Here is a 13,558-nt window from a genome sequence, read left to right on the forward strand (position 1 = left end):
CTCCGGCGCAGGGGCGCTCGGGCGGGTCGGGCGGGTCGTCATGGGCGGGCTCCCCAGAGCACGAGGACGGGGTTGAGGGCGGCGAGGCGGGATGCTCCACCGGCGCCGGGGAGGGGCTCCAGGCGACTGCTGTGCAGCATCGCACCCTCCACCGAGAACCCGCCCGCCAGCAGCGCCCCGCGCGTCGGCGCGAGCCGCTCCAGCGTGGCGAGGGTCACGACGACGCGGCGCGGGCCGGCGGCGGCGCAGGCCGCCACCACCTCCGGCCCCCCGCCGCCGACGAACACCGCGTCGGGGGCCGGCAGCCCGGCCAGCGCCTCCGGCGCCTCGCCGTGCACCACGCGCACGTCCACGTCGTGGGCCGCCGCGTTGCGGGCGGTGCGGGCGCACTGCTCGGCGTCGCGCTCGACGGCGACGACGGCCGCGCCGAAGCGGGCGCACTCCACGCCCACGGAGCCGCTGCCGGCCCCGACGTCCCAGACCATGGTCCCGAGCCGGGGGGCCAGCCGGGCCAGGGCCAGCGCGCGGACCTCCGCCTTGGTGACCATCGCGCCGCGGTGCTCGTACGCGTCCTCGGGCAGCGCCCAGCCGTCGGGCGCGGTCGGCGGCCCGGCGAGGACGACGGGGCCGGGGCGGCCGGTGCGCCGCGGCGCGAGGGAGAGCACGACGTTGGGCTCGCGCCAGTCGTCGCGCGCCGCGGCCTCCTCGGGCGTGCAGCGGGTGACGCGCTCGTACGGGCCGCCGAGGCCCTCCGCGACGACGAGCGAGCGGCCGCTGCCCCGCAGGGCGGCGCCGAGCAGGGCCGGGCCGGCCCCCGGCGCCGTGAGCACGGCGACCGTGCGGGCGGCCAGGCAGGCGTTGACCGCGGTGCGCGGGTCGCGCCCGTGGGCGCTCACGACGACGGCGTCGTCCCAGGGGACCCCGGCGCGGGCGAAGGCGAGCGCCACCGACGAGACCGCGGGCAGCACCGCCGGCGCGTGGCCCCGCGCGCGCAGGGCGCGCAGCACGCCGAACCAGCCGGGGTCGCCGGAGGCGAGGACCACGACGTCGCCCCCGGCGGCGGCCTCGGCGTCGACCGCGTCGAGCGCGCCCGCGAGGTCGCCCATCGCGACGGTGCGCCCGGCGACCGGCCCCACGGCCTCGAGGTGGCGGCGCCCGCCGACGACGAGCGCGGCGCCGGCGAGCGCCTGCGCGGCGGCGGGCGCCAGCGCGCCCCCGTCGAGGCCGACGACGGTGATCACGCGGCGCCCGCCCAGTCCGCGCGGGTCGCGCCGACCACGCGACGGCCGGTGAAGTCGACCATCGCGACCTCGGCCGCCACCTCGCCCTCCGCGGCGCGCACGAGGACCTCCTGCACCCGCCGGCACAGCTCGTCGCCGGCCGCGCGCAGCAGGCCGGCGCGCTCCCAGATCTCGTACGCGTGCCGCCCGGTGTTCGCCGCCGCCACCTCGGCCGCCAGCGCCGCGTCGCCGCCGGCGGCGCGGGTGACGTCGCCGAGCAGGCCGAGGTCGACCTTGCTGCGCGTGTAGTGGGTCATGAGGACGCCCGCCGCGAGCTTCGCGAGCTTGCCGGCCATGCCGACGAACACGACCTCGCCGACCCCGACCTCGCGGGCGCGCCGCAGGGCCGCCCCGGTGAAGTCGCCCACCTCGACGAAGGACACCTCGGGCAGGTGCGGCAGCAGCGCCATGGCGCCCTTCTCGGTGCGCCCGCCGGTGCAGAGCACGACGGTGCCGACGCCCTGGGCGCCCATGACCGACACGGCCTGCTCGACGGACGCGCGCCAGGACGCGGTGGAGAAGGGGCGGACGACGCCGGTCGTGCCGAGCACGGAGATGCCGCCGAGGATGCCGAGCCGGGCGTTGGTGGTGCGCCGGGCCATGACCTCGCCCTCGGGCACCGAGACGACGACCCGGAGCCCGCCCTCGGGCAGCGCCTCGCGCACGGCCTGCACGATCATCCGGCGCGGCACCTCGTTGATGGCCGGGCCGCCGACCTCCAGCCCGAGCCCGGGCTTGGTGACCACGCCGACCCCGACGCCGCCGTCGAGCTCCACGCCGTCGCCGGCGCCGCGGGTCACGGTGGCCGTGAGGTGGGCGCCGTCGGTGACGTCGGGGTCGTCGCCCGCGTCCTTGACGACGACGGCGGTGGCGCGGCGGGGGTCGTACGTGCAGGAGTCCACCGCGAAGGTGACCCGCCGCCCGCTCGGGAGCGCGACCTCGACGACCTCCTGGGGCTCCTGGTCGCGCAGTGCGGTGGCGGCGGCCTTGGCCGCGGCGGACGCGCAGGTGCCGGTGGTCCAGCCGGTGCGCAGCGCCCGGGGGCGCACCTTCATGGTGCGCGGGAGGTCGGGCTCGCGGATCGGCGGCAGCTCGGGGGGCCCGCTCACGTGGCGCCCTCGGCCCGGAGCCGGCGGCGCGCCTCCCGGTCCGCCTTGCGGAAGCCGTGGAAGTGCCCCGGGTGGTAGAGGTGGCTGCGGGTGCCGCCCGCGCCGAGCGCGGGGCCGACGAGGAAGAGCGTGTGCTTCCAGAGCCGGTGCGCCTTGACCGTCTCCTCGAGCGTCCCGACGGTGCAGGTGACGACGAGCTCGTCCGGCCAGGTCGCCTGGTACGCCACGACGACGGGCGTGTCCTCGGCGTAGCCGCCCTCGAGCAGCTCCTCCTGCAGCTGGCCGGACCGCGCCGCCGACAGGAACAGCGCCATCGTGGTGCCGTGGCGGGCGAGCTCGCGGACCTCCTCGCCGGGCGGCATCGGGGTCTTGCCGCCGCCGAGGCGGGTGAGGATGACCGACTGGGCGACCTCGGGGATCGTGAGCTCGCGCTGGGCGATCGCCGCGACGGCGGAGAAGGCGGACACCCCGGGGACGACCTCGGTGTCCAGGCCCAGGTCGCGGCACCGGTCGAGCTGCTCCTGCACGGCGCCCCACAGCGCCGGGTCGCCGGAGTGGATGCGGGCCACGCGCAGGCCCTCCGCGGCCGCGCGCTCGTAGAGCGGCAGCACGCCCTCCATCGGCAGCTGCGCGGAGTCGACGACCTCGGCGCCCTCGCGCACGTGCTGCAGGACGTCCTCGTGGACCAGGCTCGCCGCCCAGACCACGACGTCGGCCTCGGCGATCGCGCGCGCGGCGCGGAAGGTCAGCAGGTCGGCCGCGCCGGGGCCCGCCCCCACGAAGGTGACCTTGCCCCTGGTGGTGCTCACAGCTTCCCGCCCCTCGTCGTGCGCCGTGCCGGGACGACCAGGGTGGAGAGGTACGGCGCGGGGCCGTCCACCTCCGCCGCCGGCCGCACGTCCTCCTCGGGCAGCCCGAGCGCCGCGCCGTGCACTGCGCCGTCGAGCCTCCCGGTGCGTCGCAGCACCTCGAGCAGCTCCGGCAGGTGCCGGCCGCCCTTGTACGCCACCACGGTGTCGAAGCGCCGCAGCGCCTCCTCGAAGGCGCCGACGCCCGCCGTGATGGGCATGAGCGCGAGCGACTCGGTGCCCTCGCAGAGCACGGTGCCGCTGCGCGCCGCGAGGTCCTGCATCGCCGTGATGCCGGGGACCGTCTCGACGACGAGGTCCTCGACCCGCCCGCGCACCGACGCCGCGAGGTAGGCGAACGTCGAGTAGACGTTGGGGTCGCCGATCGTGGCGAACGCGACGGTCCGGGCGCCGTCGTGGAAAGCGCGTGCCACCGTGTCGGCCGCCGCGTCCCACGCGGCCGCGCGCCGCGGCGTCACCCCGCCCCGGTCGTCGAGGGCGAAGACGCAGCGCTGCACGCGGTCGTGGTCGACGTGCGCGCGGACCGTCGCCTCGGCGCGGCCGGTGACGTCGTCGCCCATGACCGGGACGACGACGAGGTCCGCCTCCCGCAGGACGCGGACGGCCCTCACGGTCACGAGCTCGGGGTCGCCCGGGCCGGTGCCCACCCCGACGAGGGTGCTCATGCCGGCACCGCCGTGCGGGCCGCGGCCGCGACGAAGCGGGCCGCCATCTCGGGCCGGCCGGCCCAGTGCAGGTGGAGGTACGAGGCGTGGACGCCGCCCCGCACGAAGCCGTCGGTGCCGCCGCGCCAGGCCCAGGCGGGCTCGGGGCTCGCCGGGTCGACGGCGGTGCGGTGGAACTCGTGGCCACGGACCCGGGTGCCGACGTCGGCCAGCACGCTCGGCACGCCGGCCACCGCCTCGCGGTAGCCCAGGGTGAGGCGCGGGGTCATCCGCGCGCTGGTGCCGAGGACGCCGCACATCGGCAGGCCGTCGAGGTCGTCGGCGAGGTAGAGCAGGCCGGCGCACTCGGCGGCGACCGGCGCCCCGGAGGCGGCCAGCCGCGCGACGTCGGCCCGGAGCCCGGCGTTGTCGGACAGCGCTTGCCCGTAGACCTCGGGGAAGCCGCCGCCGATGACCAGGCCCGCCGCGCCCTCTGGCAGCCGCTCGTCGGCCAGCGGGTCGACCGTGACGACGCGGGCGCCGGCGGCGTGCAGCAGCTCGGCGGTCTCGGCGTACGAGAACGTGAAGGCCGGGCCGGCCGCCACCGCGACCACCGGCTCCGCACGAGCACGGCCGAGGTCCTCGCGGTCATCGTGCGCGGACGGTGCGGCGGCGAGGGCGTCGTACGGGTCCCAGGCGGGCCCGGGCAGGTCGGGGGCGGAGCGGGCGAGGGCGAGCACGGCGTCGAGGTCGAGCGACGCGGCGACGACCTCGCCGAGGGCCCGCACGGTCGCCAGGGCCTCGGCCGAGCGCTCGGCGGCCGGGACGAGCCCGAGGTGGCGCGACGGGGTGGCGAGGGCGTCGTGCCGGCGCAGGACGCCGAGCACCGGCACGCCGGTGTCCTCGAGCGCCTCGCGCAGGATCCGCTCGTGCCGGTCCGACCCCACCCGGTTGAGGACGACGCCGCCCACGCGCACCGAGGTGTCGTACGTGGTGAAGCCGTGCACCAGGGCTGCGACGCTGCGGCCCTGCGCCGCGGCGTCGACGACGAGCAGGACGGGGGCGCGCAGCAGCCCGGCGACGTGCGCCGTCGAGGCGAAGGCCCCGTGGCCGGCGGCGCCGTCGTGCAGGCCCATGACGCCCTCGACGACCGCGACGTCCGCGCCGGCGGCCCCGTGCAGGAGCAGCGGCGCGATGCGCTCCTCCCCCACGAGCCACGGGTCGAGGTTGCGCCCGGGCCGGCCCGCGGCGAGCGCGTGGTAGCCGGGGTCGATGTAGTCGGGGCCGACCTTGTGCGGCGACACCGCCAGCCCCCGCTGCGCGAGGGCGCGCAGCAGGCCGGTGGCCACGCTCGTCTTGCCGTGCCCGCTCGCGGGCGCGGCGACGACGACGCGGGGCAGGCTCACCACTCGATCCCCCGCTGGCCCTTCTGGCCCGCGTCCATCGGGTGCTTGACCTTCGTCATCTCGACCACGAGGTCCGCGGCGTCCACGAGCCGCGGGTCCGCGCCGCGGCCGGTGATGACGACGTGCTGCTGCCCGGGACGGGAGGCGAGGGTGGCGACGACGTCGTCGACGTCGACCCAGCCCCACTTCATCGGGTAGGTGAACTCGTCGAGCACGTAGAACCGGTAGGTCTGCGCGGCGAGGTCGCGCTTGACCTGCTCCCAGCCCTCGCGGGCGTCCGCGGCGTGGTCGGACTCGGTGCCCGGGCGCTGGATCCAGGACCAGCCCTCGCCCATCTTGTGCCAGGTGACCGGGGCGCCCTCGCCGGTCTGCTCGTGCACGCGCCCCAGCGCCCGCAGCGCGGACTCCTCGCCGACCTTCCACTTGGCGCTCTTGACGAACTGGAACACCCCGACCGGCCAGCCCTGGTTCCACGCGCGCAGCGCGAGGCCGAAGGCGGCGGTCGACTTGCCCTTCATCTCGCCGGTGTGGACGACCACGAGCGGGCGGTTGCGCCGCTGGCGGGTCGTGAGGCCGTCGTCGGGGACGGTGCTCGGCTGGCCCTGCGGCATCAGGCGGCCCTCCTCGGGGTCGTCGGGCCCGTCGGCCTCGTCGTGGTCGCGCGGACGGTGGCGGCGAGGGCGTCGGCGCCGAGCTCCTCGAGGCGTACGAGGTCCGCCTCCAGCACCGCCGCGAGGTCGCCGGCCATGCCGAGGCGGACCGGGCCGGACTCGCAGTCGACGACGACCGCGCTCGTGCCGGTCGCGGCGAGCAGCCCGGCGGCGCGGTGGGCGGCCGGCACCCCGCCGCTCGTCGCGCGCCCGTCGGTGACCAGCACGAGCAGGGGGCGCCGGCGCGGGTCGCGCAGCCGCTCGACCCGCAGCACCTCGTGGGCGCGCAGCAGGCCCGCCGCCACCGGGGTGCGACCGCCGGTCGGCAGGGCGCCGAGGCGGGCCGCGGCCGCGTCCACCGACGAGGTCGGCGGCAGCGCCACCTCGGCCCCGTCCCCGCGGAACGTCACCAGCCCCACCTTGTCGCGCCGCTGGTACGCGTCGAGCAGCAGGCTCAGCACCGCGCCCTTGACCGCGGTCATGCGCGAGCGGGCGGCCATCGAGCCGCTGGCGTCGACGACGAAGAGCACGAGGTTGCCCTCGCGCCCGACCCGCCGGGCCTCGCGCAGGTCCTCGCCGCGCAGCCGCAGCCGGCCGCCGTCGGCCCGCCCGCGGGCGCGCTGGTGCGGGGCCGCGGCCAGCACCGTCGCGGGCAGGTGGATGCCGCGGGCCCGGCCCCGCGGGCGCCGGCTGCCCACCAGCGCGCCGGTGTCGCCGAGCGCGCGCGAGCGGCGCCCGGCGGGCCCGCTGCCCAGGCCGCGGGCCTCGAGCCGGCGGACGCGGTACGCCTCCCCCGCCTGCGCCGTGACCGGCTCGCGGCGGGGGGCGTGGTCGCCGCCGGGGGGCGGGGCGCTCTGCGCGCCCGCCGGGCCGCCGGCCTCGGGGACGCCCGCCTCGGGGACGCCGCCCTCGGGACCGGGGCCCTCGGGACCGGGACCGCCGCCGTCGGGACCGCCGTCGGGGCCGCCGTCGGGGCCGCCGTCGGGGCCGCCGTCGGGGTCGGTCGGGTCCTCCGGGCCGTCCTCGGGCGCCCCGTCGGCGAGCGCCTGCTCGAGCTGGTCCTCGTCGAGCCCGGGGGCGTCGAACGGGTTGCGGCGGCGCCGGTGCGGCAGGGCGAGCCGGGCGGCGACCCGTACGTCCTCCGCCGTCACCTCGACCCCGCCGCGCCAGGCGGCGTGCGCCAGGGCGGCGCGGGCGGTGACGAGGTCCGCGCGCAGCCCGTCCACGTCGAAGGAGGCGCACACGGCCGCGACCTGGCGCAGCGCGGCGTCGGACAGGAGGACCCCGGGCAGCCGGCGCCGCGCCTCGGCGATGCGCCCGGCGAGCGCGCGCTCCTCCTCGGCGAACCGCCCGGTGAACGCGGCGGGGTCGTCGTCGTGGGCGAGGCGGCGGCGCACCACCTCGGCGCGCAGGCCGGTCTCGCGCGGCGCCGCGACCTCGACCGTGAGGCCGAACCGGTCGAGCAGCTGCGGGCGCAGCTCGCCCTCCTCCGGGTTCATGGTGCCGACGAGGAGGAAGCGCGCGGCGTGGCGGACCGAGACGCCCTCGCGCTCGACGTACGAGGTCCCGAGGGCCGCTGCGTCGAGCAGCAGGTCGACGAGATGGTCCTGCAGGAGGTTGACCTCGTCGACGTAGAGGACGCCGCGGTGGGCGGCGGCGAGCAGGCCGGGCTCGTACGCCGCGACGCCCTCGCCGAGGGCCCGCTCGAGGTCGAGGGAGCCGACGAGGCGGTCCTCGCTGGCGCCGACGGGCAGCTCGACGAGCCGGGCCGGGCGGGTGGCGGCGGGCGCGCCGGCCGGGTGCGGGCCGTCGGGGCAGGCCGGGTCGGGCGCGGCGGGGTCGCAGGAGAAGCGGCAGCCCTCGACGACGGCGACGGGCGGCAGGACGGCGGCGAGCGCGCGCACGGTCGTCGACTTGGCCGTGCCCTTCTCGCCCCGCACGAGCACCCCTCCCACCGCGGGCGACACCGCGTTGAGGACGAGGGCGAGGCGCAGGTCGTCCATGCCGACGACGGCGGAGAACGGGTACGTCACGGGGCGGGCCGGGTGGTGGCCGCGGGCGGGCGTGCGCAGGTCATGCGGGTCCTTCCCCCGGGTCCGCGCCCGGAGCAGGTCGGCGCGACGGCGGGAGTCTCCTGGCTCCCGGATCGGCGCCCTCCCCCGGCCTTCCCGCCGCGGTGCGGCAGTGGCCGTGCGCGGGGTCGGGCTCCCCGGTGACAGTGGCGGGACCGCGCCGGACTCGCACCGGCTTCCTCCACTGCCGTCGCAGTGCAGGGGCCATCCTGCGCCCTGGGCGAGCACCGGTCAAAGCAGCGGCGCGGCGCCTCACGCGCGGTGGTGGGCCCCGGCCTGCTGGCGCGCCCACCAGCCGAGCGCCGCCGTCACGGCGGCGGCCCACCCGAGCACCGCCGGCACCGGTACCGGGGCCGCGACCAGCTGCGGGACCAGCAGGACCGGCGCGAGCCCGGCCAGCGCCGCGAGCGGGGCGCGCCACGTCCAGGCCAGGACGCGCAGCGGCCCGACGCTGCCCGCGCCGGTGTCCGGCCCCAGGAAGAGGTGCGGGGGCACCGGCCCGCGGCAGGCGGAGACGAGCGCCGCGAGGACGAGCGCGGGCAGGCCGAGGACGAGCAGCCAGGCGCCCTGGGCGGCGCCGCCCAGGGCCGTGAGGACCCCGGCGGCCAGGGCGCCGCCGGCGGTGAGCGCGAGGGCGGGCACCTCGCCGTGGCGCAGCACGAGGGTCCGGAACCGCAGCGGCAGCACGCGGGAGCGGGTGGTGTCGTCGGCCTCCAGGCGCGCGCCCTCCACGAGCTGCGCGGCGGCGCCGTAGCCGGCGAGCAGCGCCCCCAGCAGCAGGACGGCGCGCGCGGCGCCCGTCGCGGCGGAGGAGACCTCGACGAGGCCCAGGGCCGTCGCGAGCAGCACGGCCGCCCAGGCCGGGCGCGCCGGGTCGCGGCGCCAGCCGACGAGGGTCCGCCACGCGACCGCGAGCCGGGCGCGCCGCGGCGGCGCCGGCAGCCGGCGGGCCGGCACCCCGTCCGCGGTGCGCGTGAGCTGGCGCGCCAGGCGCAGGTCGAGCACCGTCGCGGCGGCGACGACGTCGTCGACCGCGCGGGCCCGCCGGCGCAGGGCCGCCGACGGCACGCCCCCGGCGGCCCGGTCCCCGAGGACGGCCGCTGCCGCCGCGGCGGCCGCGAGCAGCGCGAGGCCCAGCGGCCAGCCGGGGACCCCCGCCCCGGCGCTGAGCACGAGCGGCTGCGCGGCCCACCCCCAGGGCCCCGACCACAGCAGCACGGCGCCGACGGGCCCGGGCACGGAGCCGGCGGCCGTCGCCGCGGCGAGGCCGCCCAGGGCGACGGCGACCCAGCGCAGCCGCAGCGCCGCGGGCGGCACCCGGTCGCGCTGCGCGGCGAGGCCGGCGGCGGCGGCCAGCGCGCCCAGCGCCGCACCGGCGCCGGCCGCGGGCAGCAGGGTCCAGCCGAGCGCCCCCACGCAGACCACGCGCAGCACGAAGGCCGCGGCCGCGGCGAGCGCGGCGCCCAGGGCGGCGTACAGGGCCACCGCCAGGCGCCAGCGGGGGCGCAGGAGCGCGCCGCGGCGCACCGCGGTCGGGAGCAGCCAGTGGGCCGACGCCGCGTCGAGCAGCACGGGCCCGCGCCAGCGCCCGTCGGCCGCGGCGAGGACGAGGGCGCCCAGGGCCAGGGCCGTCGCGCCGGCGGGGGCGCCGGCGGCGAGCCACGAGGCCCACGGCTCGCGCGGGCCGTCGGACACCCGCACGGCGGCGGAGGCGTACGGCACGGCGTAGAAGAGCCCGAAGAGCAGGACGACGTAGAGGACGTACGCCGTCTCGCGCCGCCGGCGCCGCAGCCCGGCGCGGCGCAGCACGGCCAGCCGGGCCAGGGCGTCCTGCGTGACCTCGTCCCACCACGGGTCGTCGCGGCCGGGCAGGACGTCGTCGTCCGGGCGTGCGCTCACCCGGGCAGCACCGCGTGCGGCGGGCCGTCGGCCACGACCCGGCCGTCGGCGAGGACCAGGACGCGGTCGGCGACGGCGCGGGCCAGCTCGGCGTGGTGCGTGGCCAGGAGCACGCCCACGCCCCCCGCCGCCTCGGCCCGGACGCGGTCCCCGAGCCGCTCGCGCGCGCCGGGGTCGAGGCGCTGCTCGGGCTCGTCGAGCACGAGCAGGTCGCGGGGCCGCACGAGCGCGGCGGCCAGCAGCACGGCCTGCACCTGCCCGGAGGACAGGTGCGCCGGCCGGGCGTCGGCGTGGTCGGCGACCCGGCGGTCCTCCAGCGCCCAGTCGACCCAGGCCGCGGCGTCCTCCCCGACCCCGTGCGCCGCCGCGACGAGCTCGAGGTGCTCGCGGACCGTGAGGTCGGGCCAGAAGGCGGGCGCGTCGGCGACGACCGCGACCCGCGCCCGCACGACGGGGTCGTCCTCGTCCACCGGCGCGCCGTCGAGCAGGACCTCCCCCGCCGTGGGGGCGTCGCGCCCGGTGGCCAGGCGCAGCAGCGTGGACTTGCCCGAGCCGTTGTCGCCCATGAGGGCGACGCACTCGCCGTCCCCGAGCCGCAGGTCGACGGGGTGCAGGGCGGTGCGGGGGCCGTACGAGCGGCTCGCCCCGCGCATCTCCAGCAGCACCCTGGGCACGTTAGCCCGCGGGGCGCCAGGAGGGCTGTGCCAGGATCGGCCCCGCCCCCCGAGCCAGGAGCTGGTACGACGTGAGCGACCCCGACCGACCCGAGCCCGGCGAGTACGACGTCGTCGTGGTCTCGAACCGCCTGCCGGTCGACCGCGTGGAGGAGCCCGACGGCTCCGTGTCCTGGCGCAGCAGCCCCGGCGGGCTGGTCGCCGCGCTCGAGCCGTTCATGCGCCGCACCGACGGCGCGTGGGTCGGCTGGTCGGGCGCGCCGGGCGACGCCCCGGAGCCGTTCGACGAGCACGACATGCACCTCGTGGGCGTCCCGCTCTCGGAGGGCGAGGTCGCGGAGTACTACGAGGGGTTCAGCAACGCCACGCTGTGGCCGCTCTACCACGACGTCATCGCGCCGCCGGTGTTCCACCGCCGCTGGTGGGACGTCTACGTGCAGGTGAACCGGCGCTTCGCCGAGGCCGCCGCCCGCCAGGCGTCGCAGGGCGCCACGGTGTGGGTGCACGACTACCAGCTGCAGCTCGTGCCCGGGATGCTGCGGGAGATCCGGCCGGACCTGCGCATCGGCTTCTTCGACCACATCCCGTTCCCCGGGTACGAGATCTTCGCCCAGCTGCCGTGGCGGCGGCAGGTCGTGGAGGGGCTGCTCGGGGCGGACCTGCTGGGCTTCCAGCGCGGCGCCGACGCGGCCAACTTCCTGCGGGCGTGCCGGCGGGCCGCCGGCCTGCGCACCTCGGGCTCGACGGTGCGGGCCGGGGACCGGACGGTCACTGCGCGGGCGTTCCCCATCTCCATCGACACGCCGGGCTTCGGCGACCTCGCCCGCCGGGACGACGTGCAGGCCCGCGCGAAGGAGATCCGCGAGGCCCTCGGCGACCCGCGGCACCTGCTCCTCGGCGTCGACCGGCTCGACTACACCAAGGGGATCCTCCACCGGCTCAAGGCCTTCGGCGAGCTCCTCGACGACGGCCGCCTCGACGTGCACGACACCGTGCTCGTGCAGGTGGCGAGCCCGAGCCGCGAGCGGGTGGAGCAGTACCAGGCGCTGCGCGACGAGGTCGAGGCGACCGTGGGGCGCATCAACGGCGACCACGGCGAGCTCGGCCACCAGCCCGTGCACTACCTGCACCACTCGTACCCGAAGGAGGAGATGGCCGCGCTCTACCTCGCCGCGGACGTCATGCTCGTCACCTCCCTGCGCGACGGCATGAACCTCGTGGCCAAGGAGTTCGTGGCCTGCCGGCACGACGAGACCGGCGCGCTGGTCCTCAGCGAGTTCACCGGCGCCGCCGACGAGCTCGGCGGGGCGTTCCTCATCAACCCCCACGACATCCAGGGCGTCAAGGACACGATCGTGCGCGCGGTCGAGTCGGGCGAGCGCGAGCAGCGCCGGCGGATGCGGACCATGCGCAAGCGGGTGCGCGAGCACGACGTGTCGCGGTGGGCCTCGGACTTCCTCGGCGCGCTCGACGCGGCGGGCGGCGCCCGCGACGACGCGGGGGCCCCCGGCGAGGGCGGGGACGCCGCGACGGCGGGGGACGGGGCCGCGGCGGCGCCCGCGTAGCCTGGGACCGTGCCCACGCCCGTCCTCGACCTGCGCCCGGCGCGCTACGACGACCCGGTCGCGGCCCGCCTCGTCGCCGAGCTCCAGCAGGAGTTCGTCGTCCGCTACGGCGGCCCCGACGAGACCCCCGTCGACCCCGCCGAGTTCGCGCCCCCGCGGGGCACGTTCCTCGTCGCCTGGGACGGCGACGAGCCCGTCGGCTGCGGCGGCTGGCGCATCGTCGAGCCGGGCCTCGGCGAGATCAAGCGGATGTACGTCGTCGCGGCCCACCGCGGCAGGGGCCTGTCCCGCATCGTCCTCGCGGCGCTCGAGGACGCGGCCCGCGCCGCCGGCCTCACCCGCCTGCGCCTCGAGACCGGCGACCAGCAGCCCGAGGCGCTGCGGCTCTACGGGACCAGCGGCTACGCGCCGATCCCCCGCTTCGGCTACTACGCCTGCCACGAGTCCTCGCTGTGCTTCGCGAAGGACCTCTGAGCGGCGCGCTGCCGGCCCTGTCGACCACGCGGAGCACCCGTACGGGTGCCTCGCGAGGCTCCCTGGCCTCGTGAGGCACCCGTACGCCTCGTCCGGCGCGCTCCCTGTCGGCGCCGGCGCCTAGCGTCGCGGGCCTCACGACGAGACGAGGGGGACGTACGTGGACCTGCGCGCCGCGCTGGGGACGGCCCGCGAGCTGCTGGACTCGCACGGGCTGCACGACTGGGAGGTCGGGCTCGACGGAGCGCGGCGCCGTGCTGGCGCCTGCCACCACGGGCGGCGGCTCATCAGCCTGAGCCGGCACCTCACGGAGCTGCACGGGCCCGCGGAGGTGCGCGAGACCGTGCTGCACGAGCTGGCCCACGCGCTCGTCGGCCCCGAGCACGGGCACGACGCGGTGTGGCGGGCGCGGGCGCGGGCCCTCGGCTCCACGGGCGAGCGCTGCCTGCCGGAGGACGCGCCGGTCGTCGCCGGCGACTTCGTCGGCCGCTGCGCGCACGGGCACGAGGCCACGCGGCACCGGCGCCCGGAGCGCGTCGTCGGCTGCGGGCGCTGCGGGTCGCGCACCGCGCTGCTGTCCTGGACGTGGCGCGGGGTCGCCGTGCGCATGCACCCCCGCTACGTCGCGGACCTCGTCACGCTCGCCCCGCGGCACCCCGCCGCCCGCGAGCAGCTCGAGCTCGACGCCGTGCTGGGCGGAGGGCCCGGCCAGCCGGCGGTGCAGGCGCTGCTGGCGCCGCCGGTCGCCCCGGGCACGCGGGTACGGCTCGGGGGGACCGGCCGCTTCGCCGGGCAGGTCGGGGTCGTCGAGTCGCGCGGGCGCTCGCGCTACCGGGTCCGCACCGCGCAGGGCCTGCTCACGGTCCCGCCCGCGCTGCTCACCCCGCTGCGCACGGGGGGCTAGCCGGGCCCCGGC

The 13,558-nt window shown here is 78.8% G+C and carries 12 protein-coding genes and 1 riboswitch; of the genes, 3 read left to right on the forward strand and 9 right to left on the reverse strand.

What is annotated here, in order from left to right; all coding sequences use genetic code 11:
- Positions 1-38: 38 nt before the first annotated feature.
- The 9 genes from cbiE to D5H78_RS18115 all read right to left on the reverse strand — a co-directional run bounded on the left by cbiE (position 39) and on the right by D5H78_RS18115 (position 10,582).
- The gene (gene cbiE / locus D5H78_RS18075; protein ID WP_119951904.1) at positions 39-1,241 is read right to left on the reverse strand and encodes a precorrin-6y C5,15-methyltransferase (decarboxylating) subunit CbiE; all 1,203 of its coding nucleotides are present in this window, start codon (positions 1,239-1,241) and stop codon (positions 39-41) included.
- Positions 1,238-2,335: a cobalt-precorrin-5B (C(1))-methyltransferase gene (locus D5H78_RS18080; RefSeq protein WP_119951966.1), complete on the reverse strand. Its 1,098-nt coding sequence runs from the start codon at positions 2,333-2,335 to the stop codon at positions 1,238-1,240. The genes cbiE and D5H78_RS18080 overlap by 4 nt, the downstream gene beginning before the upstream one ends.
- A gap of 50 nt (positions 2,336-2,385) precedes the next feature.
- Positions 2,386-3,198: a precorrin-4 C(11)-methyltransferase gene (cobM, locus tag D5H78_RS18085; protein WP_119951905.1), complete on the reverse strand. Its 813-nt coding sequence runs from the start codon at positions 3,196-3,198 to the stop codon at positions 2,386-2,388.
- A complete protein-coding gene (gene cobI / locus D5H78_RS18090) occupies positions 3,195-3,923 on the reverse strand; it encodes a precorrin-2 C(20)-methyltransferase (protein ID WP_119951906.1) in 729 nt (242 codons plus the stop codon). Before cobI ends, cobM begins: the two co-directional genes overlap by 4 nt.
- Positions 3,920-5,308, reverse strand: coding sequence for a cobyrinic acid a,c-diamide synthase CobB (locus tag D5H78_RS18095; RefSeq protein ID WP_119951967.1), 1,389 nt, complete (start codon positions 5,306-5,308; stop codon positions 3,920-3,922). The genes cobI and D5H78_RS18095 overlap by 4 nt, the downstream gene beginning before the upstream one ends.
- Positions 5,305-5,919: a cob(I)yrinic acid a,c-diamide adenosyltransferase gene (gene cobO, locus D5H78_RS18100; RefSeq protein WP_119951907.1), complete on the reverse strand. Its 615-nt coding sequence runs from the start codon at positions 5,917-5,919 to the stop codon at positions 5,305-5,307. Before cobO ends, D5H78_RS18095 begins: the two co-directional genes overlap by 4 nt.
- Positions 5,919-7,961, reverse strand: coding sequence for a magnesium chelatase subunit D family protein (locus tag D5H78_RS18105; protein WP_119951968.1), 2,043 nt, complete (start codon positions 7,959-7,961; stop codon positions 5,919-5,921). The genes cobO and D5H78_RS18105 overlap by 1 nt, the downstream gene beginning before the upstream one ends.
- A gap of 125 nt (positions 7,962-8,086) precedes the next feature.
- Positions 8,087-8,211, reverse strand: a riboswitch (cobalamin riboswitch).
- A gap of 71 nt (positions 8,212-8,282) precedes the next feature.
- The gene (locus D5H78_RS18110; protein WP_119951908.1) at positions 8,283-9,929 is read right to left on the reverse strand and encodes a DUF6297 family protein; all 1,647 of its coding nucleotides are present in this window, start codon (positions 9,927-9,929) and stop codon (positions 8,283-8,285) included.
- Positions 9,926-10,582, reverse strand: coding sequence for an ABC transporter ATP-binding protein (locus D5H78_RS18115; RefSeq protein ID WP_119951969.1), 657 nt, complete (start codon positions 10,580-10,582; stop codon positions 9,926-9,928). Before D5H78_RS18115 ends, D5H78_RS18110 begins: the two co-directional genes overlap by 4 nt.
- 92 nt (positions 10,583-10,674) lie before the next feature.
- Between D5H78_RS18115 and D5H78_RS18120 the strand changes: the two genes are divergently transcribed.
- From D5H78_RS18120 to D5H78_RS18130, 3 genes are all read left to right on the forward strand, one after another.
- Positions 10,675-12,168 carry an alpha,alpha-trehalose-phosphate synthase (UDP-forming) gene (locus D5H78_RS18120; protein WP_119951909.1) on the forward strand — a complete coding sequence of 498 codons (1,494 nt, stop codon included), beginning with the start codon at positions 10,675-10,677 and terminating at the stop codon, positions 12,166-12,168.
- A gap of 9 nt (positions 12,169-12,177) precedes the next feature.
- Entirely contained in the window at positions 12,178-12,642 is a 465-nt protein-coding gene (locus D5H78_RS18125; protein WP_119951910.1) for a GNAT family N-acetyltransferase, read from the forward strand.
- Between the two features lie 160 nt (positions 12,643-12,802).
- Positions 12,803-13,546 carry a SprT family zinc-dependent metalloprotease gene (locus D5H78_RS18130; protein WP_119951911.1) on the forward strand — a complete coding sequence of 248 codons (744 nt, stop codon included), beginning with the start codon at positions 12,803-12,805 and terminating at the stop codon, positions 13,544-13,546.
- Positions 13,547-13,558: the final 12 nt, after the last annotated feature.

Source organism: Vallicoccus soli, from assembly GCF_003594885.1.
Taxonomy (GTDB): Bacteria; Actinomycetota; Actinomycetes; order Motilibacterales; family Motilibacteraceae; genus Vallicoccus; species Vallicoccus soli.

Excerpts from the sequence above, each read along its gene's own strand:
- D5H78_RS18080 (WP_119951966.1), bottom strand. The coding sequence starts at position 2,335 with ATGAAGGTGCGCCCCCGGGCGCTGCGCACCGGCTGGACCACCGGCACC.
- cobI (WP_119951906.1), bottom strand. The coding sequence starts at position 3,923 with ATGAGCACCCTCGTCGGGGTGGGCACCGGCCCGGGCGACCCCGAGCTC.
- cobO (WP_119951907.1), bottom strand. The coding sequence starts at position 5,919 with ATGCCGCAGGGCCAGCCGAGCACCGTCCCCGACGACGGCCTCACGACC.
- D5H78_RS18105 (WP_119951968.1), bottom strand. The coding sequence starts at position 7,961 with ATGGACGACCTGCGCCTCGCCCTCGTCCTCAACGCGGTGTCGCCCGCG.
- D5H78_RS18115 (WP_119951969.1), bottom strand. The coding sequence starts at position 10,582 with ATGCGCGGGGCGAGCCGCTCGTACGGCCCCCGCACCGCCCTGCACCCC.